At 72.5% G+C, this 24,358-nt stretch carries 18 protein-coding genes; 11 read left to right on the forward strand and 7 right to left on the reverse strand.

The annotated features are described in order from the left end of the window. Positions 1-145 precede the first annotated feature (145 nt). Positions 146-706 carry a hypothetical protein gene (locus tag WME85_RS02100; protein WP_437834845.1) on the forward strand — a complete coding sequence of 187 codons (561 nt, stop codon included), beginning with the start codon at positions 146-148 and terminating at the stop codon, positions 704-706. Positions 707-780: 74 nt separating this feature from the next. On the opposite strand, the gene WME85_RS02105 is transcribed toward WME85_RS02100, so the two are convergent. After that, positions 781-1,758 carry a hypothetical protein gene (locus WME85_RS02105; protein WP_437834847.1) on the reverse strand — a complete coding sequence of 326 codons (978 nt, stop codon included), beginning with the start codon at positions 1,756-1,758 and terminating at the stop codon, positions 781-783. A 233-nt stretch (positions 1,759-1,991) separates the two neighbouring features. Here WME85_RS02105 and WME85_RS02110 point away from each other — a divergent pair, with 233 nt between their 5' ends. The 3 genes from WME85_RS02110 to WME85_RS02120 all read left to right on the forward strand — a co-directional run bounded on the left by WME85_RS02110 (position 1,992) and on the right by WME85_RS02120 (position 7,681). Next, positions 1,992-3,584 (forward strand): FAD-dependent oxidoreductase, encoded by a 1,593-nt coding sequence (locus WME85_RS02110; RefSeq protein ID WP_437834848.1) that lies wholly within the window; start codon positions 1,992-1,994, stop codon positions 3,582-3,584. A gap of 77 nt (positions 3,585-3,661) precedes the next feature. Beyond that, positions 3,662-3,955, forward strand: coding sequence for a glutathione S-transferase N-terminal domain-containing protein (locus WME85_RS02115; RefSeq protein ID WP_437834850.1), 294 nt, complete (start codon positions 3,662-3,664; stop codon positions 3,953-3,955). Positions 3,956-4,348: 393 nt separating this feature from the next. Further along, positions 4,349-7,681, forward strand: coding sequence for a cadherin-like beta sandwich domain-containing protein (locus WME85_RS02120; RefSeq protein ID WP_437834852.1), 3,333 nt, complete (start codon positions 4,349-4,351; stop codon positions 7,679-7,681). Positions 7,682-7,799: 118 nt separating this feature from the next. On the opposite strand, the gene WME85_RS02125 is transcribed toward WME85_RS02120, so the two are convergent. From WME85_RS02125 to cobM, 6 genes are read right to left on the reverse strand one after another with little or no spacing between them, the layout of a single operon-like run. Beyond that, positions 7,800-9,371 (reverse strand): cobyric acid synthase, encoded by a 1,572-nt coding sequence (locus WME85_RS02125; protein ID WP_437834854.1) that lies wholly within the window; start codon positions 9,369-9,371, stop codon positions 7,800-7,802. Further along, the gene (cbiB, locus tag WME85_RS02130) at positions 9,368-10,306 is read right to left on the reverse strand and encodes an adenosylcobinamide-phosphate synthase CbiB (RefSeq protein WP_437834856.1); all 939 of its coding nucleotides are present in this window, start codon (positions 10,304-10,306) and stop codon (positions 9,368-9,370) included. The genes WME85_RS02125 and cbiB overlap by 4 nt, the downstream gene beginning before the upstream one ends. After that, complete coding sequence (cobU, locus tag WME85_RS02135; protein WP_437834858.1) at positions 10,303-10,875, reverse strand: bifunctional adenosylcobinamide kinase/adenosylcobinamide-phosphate guanylyltransferase; 573 nt, start codon at positions 10,873-10,875, stop codon at positions 10,303-10,305. The genes cbiB and cobU overlap by 4 nt, the downstream gene beginning before the upstream one ends. Continuing rightward, positions 10,872-12,440 carry a cobyrinate a,c-diamide synthase gene (locus WME85_RS02140; RefSeq protein WP_437834860.1) on the reverse strand — a complete coding sequence of 523 codons (1,569 nt, stop codon included), beginning with the start codon at positions 12,438-12,440 and terminating at the stop codon, positions 10,872-10,874. The genes cobU and WME85_RS02140 overlap by 4 nt, the downstream gene beginning before the upstream one ends. After that, entirely contained in the window at positions 12,440-13,054 is a 615-nt protein-coding gene (cobO, locus tag WME85_RS02145) for a cob(I)yrinic acid a,c-diamide adenosyltransferase (protein ID WP_437834862.1), read from the reverse strand. The genes WME85_RS02140 and cobO overlap by 1 nt, the downstream gene beginning before the upstream one ends. Continuing rightward, entirely contained in the window at positions 13,051-13,845 is a 795-nt protein-coding gene (cobM, locus tag WME85_RS02150) for a precorrin-4 C(11)-methyltransferase (protein ID WP_437756435.1), read from the reverse strand. The genes cobO and cobM overlap by 4 nt, the downstream gene beginning before the upstream one ends. Before the next feature lie 295 nt (positions 13,846-14,140). Here cobM and WME85_RS02155 point away from each other — a divergent pair, with 295 nt between their 5' ends. The 7 genes from WME85_RS02155 (at position 14,141) to WME85_RS02185 (ending at position 24,356) form a co-directional block, all read left to right on the forward strand. Then, complete coding sequence (locus WME85_RS02155) at positions 14,141-14,863, forward strand: TetR/AcrR family transcriptional regulator (RefSeq protein ID WP_437834864.1); 723 nt, start codon at positions 14,141-14,143, stop codon at positions 14,861-14,863. A gap of 77 nt (positions 14,864-14,940) precedes the next feature. After that, a complete protein-coding gene (locus tag WME85_RS02160) occupies positions 14,941-15,405 on the forward strand; it encodes an ABA4-like family protein (RefSeq protein WP_437834866.1) in 465 nt (154 codons plus the stop codon). A gap of 1 nt (position 15,406) precedes the next feature. Continuing rightward, a complete protein-coding gene (locus WME85_RS02165) occupies positions 15,407-16,240 on the forward strand; it encodes a hypothetical protein (protein ID WP_437834868.1) in 834 nt (277 codons plus the stop codon). Between the two features lie 187 nt (positions 16,241-16,427). After that, a complete protein-coding gene (locus tag WME85_RS02170; protein ID WP_437834870.1) occupies positions 16,428-17,651 on the forward strand; it encodes an alkaline phosphatase family protein in 1,224 nt (407 codons plus the stop codon). A 207-nt stretch (positions 17,652-17,858) separates the two neighbouring features. Then, on the forward strand, positions 17,859-19,616 hold the full coding sequence (locus tag WME85_RS02175; protein WP_437834874.1) for a sigma 54-interacting transcriptional regulator: 1,758 nt from the start codon (positions 17,859-17,861) through the stop codon (positions 19,614-19,616). Between the two features lie 51 nt (positions 19,617-19,667). Further along, positions 19,668-23,795 (forward strand): TOMM system kinase/cyclase fusion protein, encoded by a 4,128-nt coding sequence (locus WME85_RS02180; protein ID WP_437834876.1) that lies wholly within the window; start codon positions 19,668-19,670, stop codon positions 23,793-23,795. 150 nt (positions 23,796-23,945) lie between these two features. Next, positions 23,946-24,356 (forward strand): hypothetical protein, encoded by a 411-nt coding sequence (locus WME85_RS02185; RefSeq protein WP_437834878.1) that lies wholly within the window; start codon positions 23,946-23,948, stop codon positions 24,354-24,356. Positions 24,357-24,358: the final 2 nt, after the last annotated feature.

Below are 24,358 nucleotides of genomic sequence, written 5' to 3' on the forward strand. Positions count from 1 at the left end.
TCGCTCCGCCTCTCCGCTGCTGCTCGGGTCCGGCCATCACCCCATGGCGGCGCCGAGGCGCGGCACTAGGCTCCATCCTGGACGGCGCCAGCGATCGCAGCCGGCCTGTCCGGGGGGGGGCGTCATGGTGCAGGTCGATGTTCCTGTGGCTTTTGCGGTCGGTTGCATGATGGCGGACGCGGCTCGCCAGGAGCTCCGCCGCGGGCGCGCGGAGGACCGCCGCCGCGGGCTCCTGGCCACGAACCTCTTCACTATCTTCTTTTTCACCTGGATCCCTGCCTACCTTCTCATCAACTACTTCGGCTGGGAGACGGCGCACATGGTGTGGCACGCGGACTCGATCGCCGCCTATCCGTTCTTTCTGCCGATCTTCCTCGTGGTCTTCTTCGCGTCGGGCAACCTGGGTTTCCTGCTCGGCGCCGCGCTCGTCAAGCGGGGCGCCACGCGCGCCAACCGGAGCGTGTACCTGGGTATCCTGGGTACCTGCGCGATCTGGTTCCTCGGGAATGCGGACCGCACCTTCCGGCTCGGCACCTACAGCGAGTGGAAGGCCGGCTCCGCGCCCTGGCTCCACGAAGATCCGGTGTTCGTGGCCGTGTCGATCGCGTCGATCCTCGTGTTCTGCTCCGGGCTCGCCGCGTTCGCGCTCTGGCTCGCGCGCCCGACCGACGCAGGCCCGCCCTCCCGCGAGCGCCGACCGCGGTGACCCCGTGACCCGCCCCGGCGCGCCGTCCACGCGGGCGCGCCCTCACGCGGGCGCGCCCTCACGCGGGCGCGCCCTCACGCGGGCGCGCCGTCCACGCCGGCGCGCGGCGCGCTGCTCGCGCGCCTCTCGAGCGACACCGCCGCGAGGCCCGGGACGAGCGCCTCGATCCGCGCTCGCTGCCGGCGGGGCAGCTCGCCGAGCGCGCGGGCGATGGCGAGGTCCTTCTGCTTCGCCTCCACGAGCACCGCGACCTCGCGCCCGCCGGACGCCTCCTCGACCTCCTCGCAGAAGCGGAGCAGCCCGCGGCCGGTGATGTGCTCGGCGTGCGCCCCGGCCGGCTTGCCCGCCCACTGCTCGCTGTAATGCAGCTCGGGCAGCCGATCCGCCGGCCAGCTGCGGAGCGCCATGTCGAGCTCCACCTCGTAGGGCGCGCGCCGCGGGTTCGCCGCCCAGTGCAGGCAGTCGAAGACGATGGGCACCTCGCCCCCGGTGGCCTCGAGCAGCTCCGGCACCGTCCAGCAGCGCTCGTCGTTCTCCAGCGCGAGCCGCTGCAGCGCTGGCAGCGCGAGCTGCGCTATGCCGCGCCGGAGCCGCGCCGCGGTGCTCTCGCGGTCGCCATGGACACCGCCGCCGTGCAGGGTGATCGAGCCCTGCGCGCCGAGCAGATCCATGACCCAGCCCTGGTCGTTCATGACGGCGAGCGAGTTCAGCAGCACCTCCTCGCGCGGCGAGGAGAGCACGACGAACTGGCTCGGATGATTCGACAGGTGCACGTCGCCCCGCGCCGCAGCGCGGCGGACGGATCGCAGGTCCGGCACCAGCATCCGCGCGCCGGGCGCTATGTCGAGGAGCGGGAAGAGGTCGCTGGAGACGCGGTGCGCCGTCAGGCCGAGACCGGTCGAGTGCACGAGGGATCGCCGGAGATACTCGGCGTTGTACCTGTAGATCGGCGTCAGCTCGACCACGCCCCTCAGGTAGCGACCGAGCTGGGCGGTCTTCAACGAGGGCTCCGGCATTCCGAGCGACTGACAGACATAGCCGAGTCGGATCATGCCGACAGGGTGTGTCGTCCACGGCGCGCCGGCATCGGGCGTGCACCGATTTTATTCCATGCTGTCCGCGGATCAGGCCCGCGAGGCTGCGCGGGATCAGCGTGCTGGGTGCTGGCACCACGCGCGGCCTGTCCCATGATCATCCTGTCTCGGACGGGAGCGTGCCAATCTGGCGAGCTCGCACCGGGCGGCGGCGAAGCGGCTGTGCGGAGCCGTCGATGAGGAGGGGATGGATGGAGCGGAAGCCAGTCATGAGCAGCTCATCGAGCGGGGGCAGCCGGCCCGACGCGCGCGGGACGGGCGGCTTCAGGGGCGGGCATGCCGTCGTGATCGGGGCGAGCATGGCCGGGCTCGTCAGCGCCCGCGTCCTGGCAGAGCACTTCGCGCGGGTCACCGTCGTCGACCGCGACCGCCTCCCCAGCTCCCCGGACGTCCGGAGGTGCGTGCCGCAGGGGCGCCACGTCCACGTCCTGCTCGGCGCCGGCCTCAGCGTCCTCAGCGACCTGTTCCCGGGCATCGTGGAGGAGATGGCGTCCGGCGGCGCCCTCCTGCGAGACTTCAGCGAGCAGATCGCCTGGTACCATTGCGGCGTCTGGAAGGCGCAGTTCGCGAGCGGCATCCGGCTGCTCCAGTGCAGCCGCGTGTTCCTCGAGCACCACGTTCGACAGCGCGTGCGCTCGCTCCCGAACGTCGAGATCCTGGACGAGACGACCGTGTCCGGCCTGCGCGTGAGCGCGGACCGCGCCTGGGTCACCGGTGTGTACATCGAGCGCCCAGGGAGCGGGCCCGACGAGCTCACCGCGGAGCTCGTCGCGGACGCCAGCGGGCGCGGCTCGCAGGCGCCGCAGTGGTTGGAGGCCGCCGGCTACGCGCGACCGCCAGAGAGCAAGGTCCAGATCGACATCGCCTACGTGTCCAGGATCTACAGACCGCCCGAGCGCTACCGGCACAGTCCGCTGTTCCTCGTCATCTACCCGCGCCCGCCGGGGCAGAAGCGAGGAGGCTTCCTGTTCAGCGTCGAAGGGGACCGGTGGTACGTTTCCCTCAGCGGCTATTTCGGCGAGCATCCGCCGCTCGACGACGCGGGGTTCGTCGAGTTCTCGCGAACCATCGCGCGGCCCGAGCTCCACGAGCTCATCAAGGACGCCGAGCCGTTGACAGCCCCGGCGGTTTACAGGTTCCCTGCGGACCGCAGACGCCATTTCGAGCGCATGCCGCGCCACCTGGAGGGCCTCGCGGTCCTCGGCGACGCCGCCTGCGCGTTCGACCCCATCTTCGGGCAGGGAATGAGCGTGGCGTGCCTCGGCGCGAGCGCGCTGGATCGCTGCCTCCGCGAGCAGGCGGGGCGCGACGTGCGCGGCCTCGCCGAGCGGTTCCAGCGCGAGCTCGCCTCGTTGACGGATCTGCCGTGGCGGCTGGCCACGACAGAAGATCTGTCGTTCCCGGAGGCGACTGGCGAGCGGCCGTTCTGGTTCGGCGCGATGAGGTGGTACAACCGGAAGCTCGCGGAGCTGTCGGCGTACGACACGGCCGTCTACGGGAGGTGGCTGCTCGTCCTGCACCTTATCCGAGGGCTAGCCACCTGCTTTGCGCCCTCGGTGGTGCTCGCCGTGCTCGGGCACGCTGTCCGGAGTGCGCTCGTGGCGCCGGAGGCTCGCGCGCGCGGCATGGTCGAGCCGCTCCGCAAGAGCGACCCGCAGACGCGGGCGCTCGTGACATCCTCTTTCACCCGGGTCGCCGGTGGGCAGCTCGGCGCCACGAGCGGCCCCAGGCGGCGCGGCCCCAGGCGGCGCGGGCCACGCCCGCGCGGCCATGCCCACGCGTGACGCGTCCGGGAGGACCCATGATTCGACTGGTTCAACCGCCGCGCGCCTGGGGGTTACCGAACGTTAGCCCGCCCTGAATGAAGCTCGAGACGTGGCTCCGCATCGCCGGCATCCCTTACGAGACGGCGCCGCTCGATCTTGCGGCGGCGCCCAAGGGCAAGGTGCCCTACATCGAGGAGGCGGGCGTCAGGATCGGAGACTCCACCTTGATCATCGATCACCTCCAGCGAACGCACCAGCCCTGCGCTGGCTCACCGCGCGATCGGGATCGCGCATCGGCGCAATCCAGGTCGTCGGGCTCCTCGAGCACGAACCCGCTGGCGCGGAACCCGAGCTCCGCGCGACGGCGGCCGCCGGGTCAGGCCGGGTAGGCTTTCCAGGCGGCCTCATGTCTTTCCAGTTGGCTCTGCGGCGCGCGGATCGTCTACCCTCGGCGATCGATCTCCCTTCGAGCGCGCCGCGCGCTGCGCGACGCAGCCGCACCTCTCGCGAGGTGTGATCGCGAGCCGGATCGCACCGGCCAGGTACCACGTGCAGTCACCCGTCGTCGTCCAGCGAAATCGCCCGTTCTCACCGTGGCCCGGCCGTGGATCCAGCGACGGCGCCATCGCCCTACATCGAGGTTGACCATGCCCCACCTTCGTTTCGTCTTCCTGCTCGGTTTAACCTTCGTCATCGCTGCTTGTTCGAGCGACTCCCCCGGGACGACGAGCGGCGGGGTACCCGAGTGTGAGGCAGGGCAGTCTCTGTGCGGCGATGTGTGCGTGGATCTCGCCACCGACGCAGCGCACTGCGGGTCCTGTGACATCGCCTGTGCGGCCGGTGAGCTCTGCAATGGAGCGGGCCAGTGCGCCGCGACGTGTACGGCGGGGCTCCTGGCGTGCGACGACACGTGCGTCGACCCGGACACCGATCGCGAGCACTGCGGCGCGAAGGGCGATTGCAGCGGTGACAGCGCGGGCGCCGTGTGCGCGGCCGGAGAGGTCTGCAACGGCTCCGGGGAGTGCGAGCTGTCGTGTCAGAGCGGGCTCGTCGCGTGCGACGGCACGTGCGTCGACCCGGACACCGATCGCGACCACTGCGGCGCGACCGGCGACTGCACCGGAGCGAGCGCTGGCGTCGCGTGCGCGGCAGGAGAGATCTGCAACGGCGCCGGGGAGTGCGAGCTGTCGTGTCAGAGCGGGCTCGTCGCGTGCGACGGCACGTGCGTCGACCCGGACACCGATCGCGACCATTGCGGCGCGAAGGGCGACTGCACCGGAGCGAGCGCGGGCGCCGCGTGCGCGGCAGGAGAGGTCTGCAACGGCGCCGGGGCGTGCGAGCTCTCGTGTCAGAGCGGCCTGATTGCGTGCGACGGTACTTGCGTCGACCCGGACACCGATCGCGACCACTGCGGCGCGAGCGGCGACTGCAGCGGCGAGAGCGCTGGCGTCGCGTGCGCGGCCGGAGAGGTCTGCAACGGCGCCGGGGAGTGCGAGCTCTCGTGTCAGAGCGGCCTCGTCGCGTGCGACGGCACGTGCGTTGACCCGGACACCGATCGCGACCATTGCGGCGCGACCGGGGACTGCAGCGGCGAGAGCGCTGGCGTCGCGTGCGCGGCCGGCGAGGTCTGCAACGGGTCCGGCGCGTGCGAGCTCTCGTGCCAGAGCGGGCTCGTCGCGTGCGACGGCGCGTGCATCGACCCGGGCACCGACCGCAACCATTGCGGCGCGACCGGGGACTGCACCGGAGACAACGCGGGTATCGCGTGCGCGGCCGGCGAGGTCTGCAACGGTTCCGGCGCGTGCGAGCTGTCGTGCCAGAGCGGGCTCGTCGCGTGCGACGGCACGTGCATCGACCCGGGGACCGACCGCGACCATTGCGGCGCGAGCGGCGACTGCACCGGAGACAGCGCGGGTGTCGCGTGCTCGGCCGGCGAGATCTGCAACGGTTCCGGCGCGTGCGAGCTGTCGTGCCAGAGCGGGCTCGTCGCGTGCGACGGCACGTGCATCGACCCGGACACCGACCGCGACCATTGCGGCGCGAGCGGCGACTGCGCCGGAGACAGCGCGGGTGTCGCGTGCTCGGCCGGCGAGATCTGCAACGGTTCCGGCGCGTGCGAGCTGTCGTGCCAGAGCGGGCTCGTCGCGTGCGACGGCACGTGCATCGACCCGGGCACCGATCGCGACCATTGCGGCGCGAGCGGCGACTGCACCGGAGACAGCGCGGGATCCGCCTGCGGCGCGGGCGAGATCTGCAGCGAGGGGGCGTGCGAGGCCTCCTGCGCGCTGCCACTCGTCGCCTGCGGCGGCGCCTGCGTCGACCCCTCGACCGACGCGACCTACTGCGGCGCGAGCGGCGACTGCACGGGGGCGAGCGCAGGCGCGACCTGCAGCGCGGCCGAGGCGTGCGTCGCGGGCGCCTGCGCGAGCACGGACTCGCGCCTCTCCGGCCTCTCGGTCTCGAACGGGACCCTGAGCCCGGACTTCGACCCTGCCTCGGCGCTGTATGTGCTGTCCGTCGCGGAGCACATCGCGTCGATCAGGGTCACGCCGACGGCGTCGGCCCCGGGCGCCGCGATCGAGGTCAACGGGCGCCCCGTCGCCTCCGGGAGCGCCTCGTCGCCGATCACGCTCGCCGAGGGCGGCGCCACGGCGATCTCCATCGAGGTCACGGCGCCGAGCGGGGACGCGACGACCTATGGCGTGGTGGTCCTCCGCGGCGCGCTCACCTCGGTGTACCTCAAGGCCTCCAACACGGAGGCGGGCGACCAGTTCGGCTACGCTGTCGCGCTCGACGGCGACACGCTCGCCGTCTCCGCGCTCGGCGAGGACAGCGCGGCCACCGGGGTCGACGGGAACCAGAGCGACAACACGAAGAACTCCGGCGCGGTGTACGTGTTCGCGCGGGAGGGCGGCGCCTGGGCCCAGCAGGCGTACCTGAAGCCGTCCACCTCCGATGCGAACGACGACTTCGGCTACAGCCTCGCGCTCTCGGGGGACACCCTGGCGGTCTCCGCGCGCGGAGAGGACAGCGGCGCCACCGGCGTGAACGGCAACCAGGCGAGCAACACCGCGCCGAACTCCGGCGCTGTCTACGTCTTCGTGCGCAGCGGCGCGACATGGTCCCAGCAGGCCTACCTCAAGGCGTCCAACGCCGAGGCGCAGGACCTCTTCGGCCACGCGGTGGGGCTCGACGGGGACACGCTCGTCGTGGGCGCGCCCACCGAGGACAGCGCCTCCACCACCGTGAACGGCACGCAGACCAACAACGGGGCCTCGCAGGCGGGCGCCGCCTATGTCTTCTTGCGCACCGGGACGACCTGGGCCCAGCAGGCGTACCTCAAGGCGTCGAACACCGGCGCGGGCGACATGTTCGGCTCGAGCGTCGCGATCTCGGGGAACACGGTCGCCGTGGGCGCGACCAGCGAGGCGAGCAGCGCCACGGGGGTGAACGGCGCGCAGGCGGACAACAGCGCTGCCGGGAGCGGCGCCGTCTACGTGTTCACCCGCAGCGGGTCGACCTGGACCCAGCAGGCGTACCTCAAGGCGTCGAACACGGGCGCGAGCGACGCCTTCGGCACCAGCGTGGCGCTCTCCGGGAGCACGCTCGCGGTGGGCGCGACCGGCGAGGCGAGCAGCGCGACGGGGGTGAACGGCGCGCAGGCGGACAACGGCGCTGCCGGCAGCGGCGCCGTCTACGTGTTCACGCGCGGCGGGGCCGCGTGGACGCAGCAGGCCTACCTCAAGGCCTCCAACGCGGAGGGCAGCGACGCCTTCGGCGCCTCGGTCTCGATCGACGGGGACTTCCTCGCGGTGGGCGCGTCCGGCGAGGACAGCGGCGCCGTGGGCTGGGGCGGCGTCGAGTCCGACAACACCGCTTCCGGCAGCGGGGCGGCGTACCTGTTCGAGCGCTCCGGCGGCGCCTGGAAGCAGGCCTCGTACGTCAAGGCGTCGAACACCGGGGCTTCTGACGCCTTCGGGGCGCGGCTGGCCCTCTCGGGCACGACCATCGTCGTCGCCGCGGCCGGTGAGGACAGCAGCGCCACGGGCGTCGGCGGCGACCAGGCCAGCGACGCCGCTTCCGGCAGCGGCGCCTGCTACAGCGCGCGCTGGTAGAAGAGCGCCGCGCCGCGCGGGGGCGCGCTCTCGATGAGCCGCTCCCGCGAGGCGGCGAGGAGAGGAGGGCGCCCCCGGCGCGCGCTGCGCGTCGGCGGCTCGCCCCGGCCCCCGCCGCTCACGGCGCGTCGGCGGCCTTCCGGGCCCGCGCGTCCAGGCCCACGATGCGGTCGAGCAGCGCGCGATCGAGGCTCGCCTCGACCGCCGTGGCGAGCCGGTCGTACTCGTCGTGCCGGCTCGGGATCGCCGGCTCGTGACCGACGATCGCGGGGAGCCCCCTCCGCGCGCGGAGCGCCGCGAGCAGCGAGCGCCTGAGCCCGTCGTTCTCGAAGATCCCGTGGATCATCGTGCCCACCACCGCGCCGTCCGCCGACACGGCCCCGTCGAGCGCCGCCTCGGCCCGGCCGCCCCTCGACCCGATCGCGAACGCCGCGCGCGCGCCGCCGAGCCGCTCCACCTGGCCCATGTGGATCTCGTAGCCGGTCAGCTCCCCCTCTCCAGCGCGCGGGGCGCCCGCCGCGCCGAGGAACGAGTCGCCCGCGAGCCGCGCCCGGACCTGCGCCGTCGTCTTGGTCCGCTCGAACCGCGTCCACACCTCGAGCAGCCCGAGCCCCCGCGCCGACGGCTCGGCCGACTCGACGCCCTCCGGGTCCTCGATCGCCCCGCCGAGCATCTGGCAGCCGCCGCAGATCCCGAGCGTCCACCCGCCCTGCCGGGCGCGCGCCGCCACCGCCTCCGCCAGGCCGCTCGCGCGCAGCCACGCGAGATCGGCCATCGTGCTCTTCGTCCCGGGGAGCACCACGAGGTCCGCGCCGTCGATCTCGTCCGGCCGCTCGATGAACCGCACCACCACGCCCCGCTCGTGCTCCAGCGGCTCCACGTCGTCGTAGTTCGAGATCCGCGGCAGCCGGACCACCGCGATGTCGAGCTGCCCCGGGCCTGCCGGCCCCCGCCGGCGCCGGCCCTCCAGCGCCACCGAGTCCTCGTCCGCGATGCGCAGCTGCTTCACGTACGGCACCACGCCGAGCACCGGCACCCCCGTGCGCGCGGTGAGCATCTCGAGCCCCGGCTCGAGCAGCTTGAGGTCGCCGCGGAACTTGTTGATCACGAACGCCGCCACGCGCGCGCGCTCGTCGGGCTCGAGCAGCGCCATCGTCCCGACCAGCGCCGCGAACACCCCGCCGCGGTCGATGTCGCCGGCGAGGAGCACCGGCGCGTCGGCCACGCGCGCCACGTGCATGTTCACGATGTCGCGGTCCTTCAGGTTGATCTCCGCCGGGCTGCCCGCCCCCTCGATCACCACGACGTCGTGCGCCTCGCGCAGCCGCCCGAGCGAGCGGGCGATGATGTCCTTCAGCTCTCCCCGGTAGGCGAAGTAGTCGCGCGCGTGGAGGCTCCCGATCGGCTTGCCGAGGACGACCACCTGCGAGCGCGAGTCCCCCTCCGGCTTGAGCAGGATCGGGTTCATGTCGACCGTGGGCGCGACGCGCGCCGCCTCGGCCTGCACCGCCTGCGCCCGGCCGATCTCGCCGCCGTCCAGGGTCGCGAACGAGTTCAGCGCCATGTTCTGCGACTTGAACGGCGCGACCCGCAGGCCCCGCCGCTGGAACATCCGGCAGAGCGCCGTGCACAGGAGGCTCTTGCCGACCGAGGAAGCGGTGCCCTGCACCATCACCGTGAGCGCGCTCATCGCCAGGGATCCTCTCCGAGGGAAACGGCCGCGAGCGCGGCGCCCAGGGCGGCGGTGAAGAGCAGCGCCGCGAGCACCACGATGCGGCAGGCCTCGTCGATGAGCTCCCGCCGGAGCGGCGCCGCCGGGTCGCCGAGGCGGTAGTGGCCGCGCTTCTCGAGCTCGACCTGGAGCAGCCCGGCCATCGCCGCCATCGGCCGGCCGGCGTTCGGGCTCTCGGTGCGGCCGCCGTCGCGGAGGAGCACGGCGAGGCCGCGGCGGGCGTCGGCGCCGCGGAGCCACCCGGCGGCGAGCAGGAAGAGCGCGGTGAGCCGCGCCGGCACGAAGTTCAGCGCGTCGTCGAGCCGCGCCGACGCCTTGCCGAGGTACTCGTAGCGGCCGTGGTAGCCGACCATGGCGTCGAGCGTGTTCACCGCGCGGTAGAAGAGCGCGCCCGGCAGCCCGAAGAGCGCGAAGTAGAAGAGCGGCGCGACGAAGCTGTCGGAAGCGTTCTCGGCGACCGACTCGATCGACGCGGCGACGAGCGCGGGCTCGTCGAGCTCCGACGGGTCGCGGCTGCAGAGGCTCCGCAGGGCGCCGCGCGCCGCGGGGACGTCGCCGGTCGCGAGGGCGTCGCGCACGCCGAGCGCCGCGTCGCGCAGCGCGCCGAGGGCGAAGGTGGGCTTGAGGAACAGTCCTAACAAAGTGAACCTGAACACGGGGTGCGGGTCGATCAGCGCCGCGAGCCCGGCGCCGAGGGCGGCGAAGAGGGACGGCACGGCGAGGGCCATGAGCGCGCCCCAGAGGAGCTCGGCCGCGCGGCCGCCGGCGGGCGCGCGGCGCTTCATGGCGTTGATCGCGGCGCCCATCCAGACGACCGGGTGGACGCGCGCGGGGGGCTCGCCGCAGGCGAGGTCGAGCGCCACGGCCACGAGCAGGGCGGCGGCGGCGGTCATCGCGCGCCTTCGTCCATGACGGCGACCGGGCCGGGGCGCAGGCGCAGGATCGCGCCCATCACGGCGACGTAGAGCTCGCCGGCCGAGCGGTTGAGCCGCTGGTGCGCGCGCCCGGCCATGTCGCGGAACCTCCGGCCGAGCGGGCTCTCGGGGACCACGCCCATGCCCACCTCGTTCGAGACGAGGACGACGTGGGGCCGCGCCGACTCGACGGCGGCCGCGAGCGCCTCGATGCGCTCGAGGATCTGGCCCTCGGTCTGGTCGCGGAGCAGCAGGTTCGACAGCCAGAGGGTGAGGCAGTCGACGACGACGACGTCGACGCCGGAGAGCGAGGCGATGCGCTCCGGGAGCGCGACCGGCTCCTCGACGGTGGCGAACTCGTCGCCGCGCTCGCGGATGTGGGCGGCGATGCGCGCCCGCATCTCGTCGTCGAACGGCTCGGCGGTCGCGATGAAGGCGCGGCGCGCGCCGAGGGAGCGGCCGAGCGAGAGCGCGAAGGCGCTCTTGCCGGAGCGCACGCCGCCGCCGACGAGGGCGACCCGGCGCGGCGCCGCGGGCTCGCCGCTCATCGCCCCTGCTCCTTGCGGTGCGCGGCGGCGCTCGCCACGAGCCCCTCGGGGACGAGCGGGTTCGAGGCCCAGTGCGCGTGTACGTACGAGGCGAGGACGCTCCGCGCCCGGTACCCCTCGCGCGCGACCTGGCCGCCGCGCCGCCGCCGCACGGAGTAGGCGTGCTCGATCGGCAAGGGCGCCGGCTCGGGGGGCGCGGGCGCCTCCGGGGGCCGCGCGGGGCGGAGCTCGGAGTAGCGGAACTGGTGCCCGCGGAAGCGGAGCCCGGCGCCGCCCAGGATCGTGCGCGCCTGCGTCTCGACCTCCACGTAGCCGAGCGCCTGCAGCTTCTCGCACATCACCGCCTCCGCCGGCACGAGGCCGACCATGGGGTGCGCGCGCCCGTCGAGCGTGCGGATCGCCTCGGTCAGGTACATGAGCCCGCCGCACTCGGCGTAGATCGGCCCCCCGCGCTCGGCGAACGCGCGGATCTCGGCGCGCAGCGCGGCGTTCTCGGCCAGGCGCTCCGCGTGCGCCTCGGGGTAGCCGCCGCCGAGGTAGAGCCCATCGACGTCGGGCAGGCGCGCGTCGCGGATCGGCGAGAACCGCACGAGCTCGGCCCCCGCGGCCTCGAGGCGGCGCAGGTTGTCCGCGTAGTAGAAGTGGAAGGCCTCGTCGAACGCCACGCCGAGGCGCGCCCGGGGCTGCCGCGCTCCGGCGGGGGTCTCGCCGGCCGCCGCTGTCGTCGTCGCCGCGGCCGCCGCTGTCGTCGTCGCCGCGGCCGCCGCTGTCGCTACCGCCGCGGCCGCCGCCGCCACCGTCGCTACCGCCGCGGGCGCCGCCGCCACCGCCGCCACCGCCGCGGGCGCCGCCGCGACCTCCGGCAAATCCGGCGCCCCGCGCGCGATCGCGAGCAGCGCGTCGAGCCCGATCCACGCCTCGGCCTGCGCGCCCCAGTGGTCGAAGCGCGCCTCGGGCAGCGCGGCCTCGTCGGCCGTCCGCAGGCCGAGGTGGCGCTCGGGGAAGCTCTGCGCCTCGTCCCGCGGCAGGCCGCCGAGCACGGGCGGTGAGCGCTGCGCTTGTGCCTGTCGAAGGATGTCGAGGTGCCCCCGGCTGCCGACCTGGTTGCACACCACCGCGGCGACGCGCAGCGCCGGGTCGAACCCCGCGAACCCCTGCACCAGCGCCGCGACGCTGCGGGCCATGCCGGACGCGTCGACCACGAGCGCGACAGGCGCCTCGAGCCACTTCGCGATCTCGGCCGTCGAGCCCTCTTCTCCCGTGGGGCTCGCGCCGTCGAAGAGCCCCATCACCCCCTCGATCAGCGCGACGTCGGCGCCCGCGGCCTCCGCCGCGAACGTCGACAGGACCGCCTCCCGGCCCATCATCCAGCCGTCGAGGTTGTGCGACGTCCCGGCGACGGCGCGCGCGTGGTAGGTCGGATCCAGGTAGTCGGGGCCGCACTTGAACAGCGCGACCTTCAGGCCGCGGGCGCGGAGCGCGCGCGCGATCGCCACCGTGGTGGTCGTCTTGCCGACGCCGCTCGCGGTGCCCGCCACCACGAGCCGGGGGATGGCCCGGGACATCAGAAATCGACCCCGATCTGGGCCTTCATGCCCTGCTCGAACGGGTGCTTCACCGACTTCATCTCCGTCACGAGGTCGGCGAGCGCGATGAGCGCGTCGGGGGCGTTCCTGCCGGTGATCACCACGTGAACGTGCGCGGGCCGCGCGCGCAGCGCCGCGAGCAGCTCCTCCTCGGCGACGAAGCCGTAGTGGAGCGCATACGTGATCTCGTCGAGCACCACGATGTCCTGCTCGCCGCCCGCGATGAGCGCGGCGGCCTCCTGGAAGGCGGCGCGCGCGGCTGCCTTGTCGCGCGAGAGGTCGTCGCTCTCCCAGGTGAAGCCGCGCCCCATCACGAGGAAGGTGAGGCCGGGGAGCGTCTCGGCGAACAGGCGCTCTCCGGTCTTCCACTTGCCCTTGATGAACTGCACCACCGCGACGCGCATGCCCCGGCCGAGCGCCCGGAACACCATCCCGAGCGCGGCCGTCGTCTTGCCCTTGCCGTGGCCTGTATAGACGACGACGAGGCCTTTTCTACCTGCCGTCGCCGCGCCCGCGCCCGCGCCCGTGGTTTCCGCCGCGCCGCCCGCGCCGCCCGCGCCGCCCGCGCCGCCCGCGCCCTGGTCGGCGCTCACGAGCCTTCCTCGGCCGGGCGCGGATCGCGGGGCTTCTTCTCGGCCTTGCGGAACCGGTGGCTGAACTCCGGATCATAGAGCCGCGAGTCGGCGAAGTCCGTGGACGTGAGCACGCGGCCGACGAGGATCATCGACTGGCTCTTGATCCCCTCGGCGCGCACCTTCTCGCGGATGTCGGCGAGCGTGCCGGTCACGATCTTCTGATCCGGGCAGCTCGCCTTGTGCACCACCGCGACCGGGCAATCGGCGCCGTAGGAAGGGATGAGCGCCTCGGTCACGTCCTTGAGCAGGGTGATGCTCAGGAACAGGCACAGCGTCGCCTGGTGGCGCGCGAGCTCCTCGAGGCGCTCGGCCGGCGGCACCGGCGTGCGCCCCTCGGCGCGCGTCAGGATCACGGTCTGCGACAGCTCGGGCAGCGTGAGCTCGCGCCCGAGCGCCGCCGCCGCCGCGGTGAACGACGAGACGCCGGGGATGATCTCGTAGGGGATCCCGAGCTCATCCATCCGGCGCATCTGCTCGGCGGTCGACCCGAACAGGACCGGATCGCCCGTGTGGACGCGCGCCACGTCGTGCCCTGCGTCCCTTGCCTCGACGAAGACCTCCACGATCTGGTCGAGGGTCATGCCGGACGAGTCGATGACCCGGGCGTCTGGCCGCGCGGTCGCCACGACCTCCCGCGGGACGAGGGAGCCCGTGTACATGACGACAGGGCAGCGGGCGACGAGCTCGGCGCCTCGGACCGTGATGAGCCCGGGGTCGCCCGGGCCCGCGCCGATGATGTAGACGCGCATGGGGGGTTCTGTCCTCGTTTCGTGCACCGGCCATTCCCGCCAGGGATCGCCGGCGCGCGAAGCTAGAGCGGTCGCGAGGCGAACGCCAGGGTTCATCGCGGAGCCTCCGGTCGCGTCAGCGTCGCCCGGCCTCTCCCGAGGTGCGGCCGCGGAGGTCCCGCGCGCGCTTCGGCGGAGCGCGGCGCGGAGAGGTCCCGCCGGGCAGGCCGGTCTCGAGGAGGCTCATCGACATCCTTGTCTTGACGGTCTATAGTTTCGACGTTATAAAAAGTAACACTGTTACGAACGGGAGGCGGTGGGGGACGATGGGAGCGCCTGCGTCGCCCAGCGGCCAGACGACAAGGACATGGCGAGCAAGCGCGTGAAGACCACGAAGATCGGCGGCGCGACCCAGGCGGAGCGCCTGCAGGCGTCGAGCTTGCAGCGCCGCGAGCAGCAGAAAGAGAACCTGCGGGGCGCGATCCTGGCGGCGGCGGGCGAGCTGTTTCTGGAGCAGGGATACGAGGCGTTCTCGATGCGCCAGGTGGCCGAGCGCATCGGCTACTCGGCGACGACGATCTACCGCTATTACGAGGACAAGGACGATCTCCTGTTCGCCATCGTCCTCGAGGGCTTCACCGAGTTCCAGCGGGCGCTCGTCGCGGCCGCCGAGAGCACCGCGGACCCGATCGAGCGGCTCGAGGCGCTCGGCGCCGCGTACGTCCGGTTCGGCATGGAGAACCCGGTGCACTACCGGCTGATGTTCATGCAGCGGTTCGACTTCGTCTTCGACCAGCGGAAGGAACAGCAGCAGCCGATGATCGGTTCGTTCAATGTGCTGCAAGAAGCGGTCGCGTCCGCGATGGACGCCGGCGCGATGCAGCGCGGCGACGTGGAACTCCACAGCCAGGTGATCTGGGCCCTGGTCCACGGGATCGCCGCCCTCGGCCTGGCCGACCAGGGCCGCTTCACGGCCGAGAACGTCGACCGGACCCTGGGGATCGCCATGAAGATGATGGTTCGAGGCCTGCGCCCCTGATCGCGCTCTTTTTTTTCTCGCAAAGTTAACACTGTTACTATTGGTTTCACCGTTATTTCACGTCGATGGAGGATGGGATGGATCGCGTCTTTGCTCTGAGTAGCTTCCTCGTGCTGCCGTTCTGGGGCCTCATGATCTTCCTGCCCCGCGCTCGCTGGACGCGGCGGATCATGGAGTCGCCGCTCGTGATCCTCGCGCCCGCGCTGCTCTACACGGCGCTCGTCTTGCCGGCCCTCCGCGAGGTGCTGCCGATCGTCAACCGACCGAGCCTCGAGGCGGTCGCCTCGCTGCTCGGCTCGCCGGCCGGCGCCACGATCGGCTGGGTCCATTTCCTCGCGTTCGATCTCTTCGTGGGCCGGTGGGTGTACCTCGACAGCCGGGATCGCGACATCTCGCCCTGGCTCATGGCCCCGGTGCTCTACCTGACGCTCATGCTCGGCCCGATGGGGTTCTCGCTCTACCTCGCTGTCCGCGCCGTGTCCGCTCGACTGGCGCACGCCCACGGCGAGATCTCCGCGAGCCGCCGCGTGAAGGAGGCCTGAGATGAACGCGCGTTCGATGAGCACATCGTTCCAGCTCCCTCGCTCGATCGAGGAGCTCCTCAGGCGAAGCCCGGTCCTGTTCACGGCGGCCGCCGTCCACCTCGCGCTGCTCGTCTTGCTGCTCGGCCTCGCCTCGCTCGACGAGCGCCTCGTGCTGGGGGTGAACGCGTGGATCAAGCCGGCGAAATTCGCCGCCTCGATCGCCGTCTACCTCCTGACGATCAACTGGCTCATCGGCGACGTCGCGCTCCCGCCGGGAGGCCGGAGGGCGGTCGTCTGGGGCACGGTGGCGATGGTGAGCTTCGAGATGGTCGCGATCTCCATGCAGGCGGCGCGGGGCGTGGCGTCGCACTTCAACGACTCGTCGCCGTTCGACGCAGCGGTGTTCGCGCTCATGGGCATCGCCATCCTGGCGAACACGGCGCTCGCGGCGTACCTCGCGCACCGGTTCTGGACGACGCGACCTCCGCTGCCAGCCCCCTATCTCTGGGGCATCCGGCTGGGTCTCGCCGTGTTCCTGCTGGCTTGCGCGGAAGGCGCCTTCATGTCGACGCAGAGCGCGCACAGCGTCGGCGTCGCGGACGGCGGGCCCGGGCTCCCCATCGTCAACTGGAGCACGCGAGGCGGCGACCTGCGCGCAGCGCACTTCTTCGGGATGCACGGCCTGCAGGCCATCCCGCTGGTCGGGTACTGGCTGTCGGCACGGGAATCGGGGTCGGCGTCGCGCACGAAGCGGGCCGCGCGATGGGTCATCGCGGCCGGGGTCGTCTACGGCGCCGTCGCGCTGGGGCTCTTCCTGATGGCGCTTGCAGGGCGACCGCTGATTCGCATGTAGCGCGCGCGCGTCGAAGAGGACGGCTGTCCTGCGCTTCCAGGGGCGAGCAGGGGCGGAGCGCCGGTCGGTTTCGCGTGGCGATGACTGGCAGCTTTTGATAGACAAATCGAAGCGTCGTGAACCTGGCCCTGCGCGGCCGTGTCGACCGACAGAGCTCAGCGCCGCAGGAGAAAGCGAGCAGGGGAACATGGCAGACATCCGTCATCTGGTCATCGTGATGCTCGAGAACCGGTCTTTCGATCACATGCTGGGCTACCTGCGCGGCGCGGGCATGGACGTCGATGGGGTGATCGGCGCGACGAACTCGGACGAGCACGGCACGCCGATCAAGGGATACCATCTCGAGAGCACGAGAGTCCGGATCCGCCCGCACCATCACCGGGATGAAGTCGTGACGCAGATCAACGGCGGCGCGATGGACGGCTTCGTCAAAGGCTACGGCGCGAACAGCCACGCCGCCGAGATCATGGGCTGGTACGACCAGCGCGATTTGCTGACGTACGACAGCCTCGCGCGGCAGTACGTCGTTTGCGACCGGTGGTTCGCCTCGTTCGCGGGCCCGACGTGGCCGAACCGGTTCTTCGCGCTGTGCGGAACCAGCGCGGGGCTCACGGGCAACGGGGAGTGGATCGACCGTGCGACGTTCTTCGACCTGTTGCCCGCCGACTCATGGCGATACTACTCGCACGATGTCGCGTTCTTGCGCGCCGTCGAGAAGTACAAGGGCCACGTCGGGCCGTCGATCGCGAAGGTATCCTCGTTTTACAGGGCCTGCCTTCAGGGCACGCTGCCCAGCGTCTCGTGGATCGACCCGAACTTCACGCTGGTCGACGTGGACGCGCTGCTGAACTGGGCGAACGACGACCATCCCCCCGCGGACGTGGCGCGCGGTCAGAACCTGGTCGCGCGCATCTACAATCACCTGATCGCGAGCCCGGCCTGGCCGCACACGGTGCTGGTGGTGACCTACGACGAGCACGGCGGGTTCTATGACCACGTGCGTCCGCCGCCGGCCGACGAGGCGGAGCCGTTCGATACGCTCGGCGTTCGCGTGCCGGCCCTGGTCGTCTCGCCCTGGGCTCCGCGCGGCGTGCCTTTCCACGGTACACTCGATCATACGTGCATCGCGCGCACCGCGCTCGAGCTGTTCGCGCCCGGCCGTGTGAACGAGCTGAGCCCCCGGGTCTCTGCGTCTCCGAGCCTGCTCTCCGTGCTCACGGAGCCCAGGCCCCGCGCCGACGAGCGCCGGCTCGACGGCATCCCTGTCGTGGAGACCGCCGTCGCCCCGATCCACATCGGCCCGACGGCGTCGTCCGGCTTCCACTCCATGGAGCTCACCGACACCCAGCAGGAAATGTTGGCGCTGAAGGCAGCCGCGCTCAAGGCCGGCGTGCCGGTCGAGAACCATTGAGCCCAACGCAGCCGGGAACGCTCGACGACGAGACCTTCTCCTCCGTGGCGGCTCCCGTGATCCCTCGGGCCGGACGCCGGCGCCGCCACCGATTCCGAGTCAGGAGGGGGCTCGCGTCCCGCCCGGACGCGCTGCGTCCGCGGGGGACGCCAGCCCGGTCGTTCCGCCTGGACCCGCCCCCGTTATCCTGCTTACCTGCTGGCTACCGTGACCGTACCCCGTGACGAGATCTTCATCTCGCTCGTCCCCCGCCTCGTGTCGGCCACGTACTTCGAGGAAGCTGCCACGGCGGTCCTCCAGGCCATGTTCGCCTGCGTCGAAGAGGCGCTCGCCGAAAGCCCGTCCGCCAGCCGCGCCCGGATCCTGCGCGGCGTCGTCCACCTCCGCCCCGAGGGCAGCTACCAGCGCCTCTTCGGCATCGACCGCGCGAGCGGCGCGCGCATCGAAGGCACCGGCTACCTCACCTCCGGCAGCGTCTGGAGCTGGATCGAGAAGCACCGCTGTTCGGTCTCGATCGACGTCCAGCGCGCCTCGGTCCGCTCCTGGATGCCGGACGGGGCGATCGAGCTCCGCGACCCGTCGGATGCGGCCGGCGTGCCCGGCGACGCGACGCGCAAGCGCATGCTCGATCGCGACGCGACCCACGTCCATGTCGTCCCGCTGCGCGCGCCCGGCGGCAGCGTCGACGGCATGATCACCCTCGAGGCGAGCTGCAGAGGGACCGTCGGACGGGAGCTCCCCTGGGCGGAGTGCTACGAGGGGCTGGAGATCCTCGCCAGCATCGCCGGGGCGTTCATCGCCGCCCGCGCGCTGCCGCTCCGCGCGGACGAGCCGGCGAGCCCGGACGAGTTCCTGCCGGTCGTCGGTCAGAGCACAGCGCACCTCGTCGAGCTGCTCCGCGCCTTCGCCCCGAGGGACGACACCATCCTGATCACCGGCCCGACCGGCGCCGGGAAATCGAGGCTCGCGCGCTGGTGCCACGAGCACTCGCAGCGCCGGGGCCAGCCCTTCGAGTCGCTGGACCTCCTCGGCGTGCCCGAGGACCTGCAGATGGCCGAGCTGTTCGGCTGGAAGCGCGGCGCCTTCACCGGCGCGGTCAAGGACAACCCCGGCGCGGTCGCCCGCGCCGCGAAGGGAACGCTCTTCCTCGACGAGATCGACAAGCTCTCGCTCAAGGCCCAGGCGGGCCTCCTGCGCTTCATCGAGGAGCGCGCCTACCGCATGCTGGGCGATGACGGGGCGGGGGAGCGCCGCGCCGACGCGCGCCTCCTCGTCGGCACCAACGCCGACCTGCGCGCCGCCGTGCGCGCCGGCCGCTTCCGCGAGGACCTGTACTACCGGATCAACGTCCTTCCGGTGCGGCTGCTCCCGCTCGCCGAGCGCCTCGACGAGCTCCCGCGCTGGGCCGATTACATGCTGGACCGGCGCCATCGGGAGGCCGACGGCAAGGGCGCGGCGCGCTTCGAGCCCGACGCCATGAAGCTCCTCGTGTCCGCGCCCTGGCCGGGCAACCTGCGGCAGCTCGACAACATCGTCCGGCGCGCTTACGCGCTCCAGCTCGCGGGGCAGAGCGGCATGGGGGGCGATCTCGTGATCCAGCGGCGCCACGTCGAGCGCGCGCTCACCTTCGACGGCGACGCCGAGCCGAGCGCGCTGGCCAAGCTGCTCTGGCGGGCGGCGCTCAGCTTCGTGAGCGAGGCCGAGCGACGCCGGGGCGGCGGCGCCCCGCTCCCGCTCGAGGTGACCGAGGCCTTCCGGGGCATGGTCCTGGGCGCGGCGGTGCAGCGGACGGGCAACCGCGACGACGCCTTCACGCTGCTCGGCCAGGAGCCGCTGCTCAAGAACCGCAACCACCACCGGACGCTGCGCCGCGAGTTCGCGCGGGTGCGCGAGGTGCTGGACCTGCTCGGGGGCGAGGCCGATCCGGAGCTCCTGGCGGCGCTCGACGCCGACAAGGAACCCTGACGGAGGGGCGCCGGCGCGCTCCGAGCGCCGCCAGCGACCATGAGCTCGAGCATGCAGCGCTACCTTGCACACGGTGCAGCACCCGCACCAGGCACCACGTTCGCGGGGCGTTACGAGATCCTGGCCAAGCTCGGCGAGGGCGGCTTCGGCGTGGTGTACAAGGCCCGCCAGCTCACCACCGGGCAGCCGATCGCCCTGAAGATCCTGCGCCTCGCCGAGCAGGGCGGCGCCGCGCAGGCCGACAGGCGGGTCGCGCGCTTCCTGCGCGAGACGCGGCTCTGCGCCCAGCTCCACCACCCCAACATCGTCCAGCTCGTCGACGCGGGGCAGATCGAGGACGGGACGCTCTACACGGCGTTCGCCTTCGCGCCCGGCGACAACCTCGCCGCGCTGCTCGAGCGAGAGGGCGCGCTCGCGCCGCCCGAGGCGCGGCACCTGATGCTCCAGGTGCTCGACGCCCTCGCCTGCGCCCACGCGGCGGGCGTGGTCCACCGCGACCTCAAGCCCAGCAACATCATGGTCGTCCCCACGGGCGCCCGCCGCAACGCGCTGGTGCTCGACTTCGGGATCGGCGCCGCGCTCGACGTCGAGCGAGCCGCGCGCCTGACCGGCAGCCACGACGCGCTGGGCACGCCGGGCTACGGGGCGCCGGAGCAGTGGCGCGGCGCCGAGCCTTCGCCGCGCGCGGATCTGTTCTCGTGGGGCCTCGTGCTCCTCGAGTGCCTGACGGGAGCGCCGGTGTACGGCGGCACCGAGGCCGAGATCTTCTATCGGCTGCTCGGCCCCGAGCCGGTCCCGATCCCCGCCGCGCTCGAGCGCCACCCCCTCGGCGCCCTGCTCGCCCGCGCGCTCCGCAAGGACGAAGGCGCGCGCGACGTCACCGCCCGCGGGCTCTTCGAGGCGCTCGACGCCTGCAGCCTGCGCGGGCTGTCGCGCGAGGCGATGCTCGGCGACGGCGGTTCGTCTCCCGGCGGGGACACGCGGTCGCTCACCTCGGCCGCGACGGTCGCCACGCGGCTCGACCAGCGGAGGGCGCCCGCGGTCGACGGCGAGCGCCGGCAGCTGACGGCGCTCTGCTGTCACGTGCGAGCGCGCGCGGCCGCCGCGCCGGCCGCCGACGCCGAGGCGCTGGACGACCTCCTGCGCGCGGCGCTCGCCCTCTGCGCGGGCGTCGGGCGCCGGTACGGGGGGTACGTGGCCGCGGCGCTCGGCGACCATCTGCTGGTCTACTTCGGGTACCCCAGCGCGGCGGAGGACGACGCCAGGCGCGCCGCCCGCGCGGCGCTGGCGATGGCCAGCGCCGCGCCGACCGAGCAGACCGAGGACCCGCCGGCCGCCGCGCCGGGCGTCCGGATCGCGGTGAGCGTCGGCCTCCACACCGGCCTGGTCGTCGACGGGAACCTGGGGGATCTCGACGGCGCGTGCCTCGTCACCGGCGCCACCCCGCGGCTCGCCGCGCGGCTCGCCTCGCTGGCGCCGCCGGGCGCCGTGACGGTCAGCGCCGCGTCGCACGCGTTGCTGCGCGCCTCCTTCGACCTCGAGAGCGAGGGGATCCGCTCCATGGAGGGGATCGCGGCGCCGCTGGAGACCTTCCGCCTCCGGCAGGAGCACGGCCACGCGGCGAGGTGGCCGACCCCCGACGGCTCGAAGGCGCCGCTCTCCGGCCGAGATCCGGAGATCGGCCTCCTCGTCGAGCGGTGGCGCCGCGCGTGCGAGGGGGCGGGCCAGTCGAGCCTCATCACCGGCGAGCCCGGCATCGGCAAGAGCTGCCTGGCGCGCGCGCTGCGCGATCGGGTCGCGCCCGAGGACCACACGTTCCTGGAGGCGCGGTGCTCGCCCGACACGCAGAACAGCCCCCTGCGCCCGGTGATCGAGCTCCTCGAGCGCGCGCTCGGGCTCGACCAGGAGCCCGACGCGGGCAGCAAGATCGCGCGGCTCGAGGGCGAGCTCACCGGCCACGGCCTCGCGCTCGCCGAGGCCATGCCGCTCTTCGTGCCGCTCTTCTCCTTGCCGCTCGGCGCGCCGTACGCCCCGCTCGACGTCTCGGCGCAGCGGCAGAAGGCGCTGACGCTCGACGCCATCGCGTCGCTGCTCCTCGCGATGGCCGAGCGGCGGCCCGTCCTCCTGCTGGCCGAAGACTTGCACTGGGCCGACCCCACCACGATGGAGTTCCTCGCGCAGCTCGTTCGCGAGGTGCCCGCGGTCCCCCTGTGCGTCCTCATGACCGCTCGCCCCGAGTTCTCACCGTCGTTCTCGACCGCCGACGTGCTGCTGCTCCCGCTGAGCCGCCTGGAGCGCCCGCAGATGGAGGAGATGCTCGCCGGGCTGGTGGGCCACAAGGCGCTGCCTCCCGCGGTGATCGAGCAGGTGACGGACCGCGCGGACGGGGTGCCGCTCTTCGCGGAGGAGCTGCTCCGGATGATGCTCGACGCGCTGCTCCTCGTGGAGCGGGACGATGGTTACGAGCTCACCCGGCCGCTCTCTGGCGCGGCGATCCCGGGCACGCTGCGGGCGCTGCTCACGGCGCGCCTGGATCGGCTCGCGCGCGCCAGGCAGACAGCCCAGCTCGCGGCGGCGCTGGGCCGGGAGTTCAGCCTGAAGGTGCTCTCGGCCGCGAGCCCGCTCGGCCCGGCGGCGGTGGCGGAGGATCTGGAGCGCCTGATGAGCGCGGGGCTCGTGCTGCGCAGGCGGCGGGGCAAGGAGGCGGTGGGGATGTTCAAGCACGCGCTGGTGCGGGACGCGGCGTACGAGTCGCTGTCGACCGGCGCGCGGCAGCGGCTCCACGCGCGCGTCGCGAAGGCGCTGGAGGAGGGGTTCCCGGAGGTGGTCCGGACGCGGCCGGATCTGCTCGCGCACCACCACGCGGCGGCGGAGCAGAAGCGGGAGGCCGTGGTCTACGCGCAGCAGGCGGCGCGAGCGGCGCTGGCTCGGTCGGCGTACGTGGAGGCGATCAGCGGGGCCAGGCAGGCCATCGAGTGGCTGCCCGCCATGGCGCCGGAGCACGAGCGAGCCGAGATGGAGCTCGGGCTGAACGGCATCATCCTGCCGGCGCTGATCACGACCAGGGGCTGGTCGGCGCCAGAGGTAAAGAGTATTTACGAAAGAGCCATCGAGCTCGCCACGCAGACTGGCGAGCGGGAGCGGGGGAGCCAGGCGCTGCACGGCATGGCCATGTTCACGCTGTTCCGCGGCGATCTTGCGGCGGCCCGGGACATCGCGACCCAGTGCGCGAAGCTGGCGGAGGACATGAACGACGTCGTCGCCCTGACGCAGGCGTCGCTCATCCTGGCGAACGTGACCACGTGGCTGGGGGACCACGACGAGGCCGAGCTTCACCACCGGCGCGTCATCGAGCTCTACGACCCGGCAGGGCTGCCTGCCTACATGGCGCGTTATGGCTGGAACCCGAGCATCGTCGTGCGCGTGACCCACGCCATGAGCGCGTGCATCTGCGGCGAGCCGGATCGCGCGGTGCGGACCTACGAGGACGCGATCGCGGCGGCGGAAGCGACAGAGCACCCCTTCACCATCGCCATCGCCTATCAGATCGGCGCGTGGATTCACCACCTCAGGCGCGAGGTGGCCGACACGCAGAGGTACGCCGACGCGCTGGGGAAGGTCGCCGCCGACCATGGATTCCCCGCGTTCATGGTGCTCGCCGACGCGCTGGGGGGCTGGGCCATGGTCCATTCGGGACAGGCGGAGCAGGGGCTCGAGCGCGTCCGGGCCGCCATCGCGCGCTGGCGGCGGATGGGCTCGGGCATGGTCACCACCTTCTACGCCACGCACCTCGCCGACGCCTGCCTGGCCGCCGGCGCCGTCGAGGGCGCCCGCGAGGCGCTCGACGAGGCGCTCGGCGAGGCGTTCACGACACAGGAGCGCTGCTACCATCCGGAGCTCTACCGGCTGCTCGGCGAGGTGTGGCGGGCCAGCGGGGACCCAGGGCAGGCGGAGGCCGCGTTCGCGCGGGCGAGGGACATGGCCGAGGCGCAGGGGGCCCGGCTCTTCGGGCTGCGCGCGCAGGTGGCTCTCGTTCGCCTGCGCAGGGCTGAAGGGCGCGTGGAGCCCGACGACATCGAGCGGCTCCGCCGGCTCGGGTCGGGCCTCACCGGCATTCCGGACGCGCGCGAGGCCGACTCACTCTTGTCTGGGGGCAGCCCTTTTCAGCGGGAAAATTGAACAGGGAGGCGGGGAGACAGGGAGTGTTTGAAGATTTTTTTCTCCCCGTCTCCCCGTCTCCCCGCCTCCCTGTGAATTTTCCGAAAAACTTGAGGGATGGCTCAGGGTATCAACGACAGGACCGCAACCGACGTGACAAAGGAGGATACGATGAAGGATGAGAGCGCGACCAGCGCGGCACAGCAGGGGGCGACGGACGACAGGAGCACGACCAGCGCGACGAAGGAGAGCGCGCAGGACGATAAAGATGCGCCGGATGACCAGTGCTGGGGTTTCACCATGGTCCTGGCCGTGCTGAACAAAGAGGGCACCGAGACTCTGTATTACGAGGTGTCGTCGGACACGCTGACGAAGAAGCGCCACCTCAGGTCAGAGAATTCAGTGCAATCGTGGTGCAAGGAGCTGGTCGCCACGGGCGCGCAGATAGGACACGTGGCGGACGAGCCAGATAACCAGCAGCTGGTCGATAAGGACGCGCAGGCGGCACCCAGGAAGGTCCCGGCTCCCACGGAGTTCTGCGGCACCTACCTGGTCAACCTGACCGGCTTCAGGCGTCGATAGCC

It is taken from the genome of Sorangium sp. So ce1153, from assembly GCF_051521595.1.
In the GTDB taxonomy this organism is placed as follows: Bacteria; Myxococcota_A; Polyangia; order Polyangiales; family Polyangiaceae; genus Sorangium.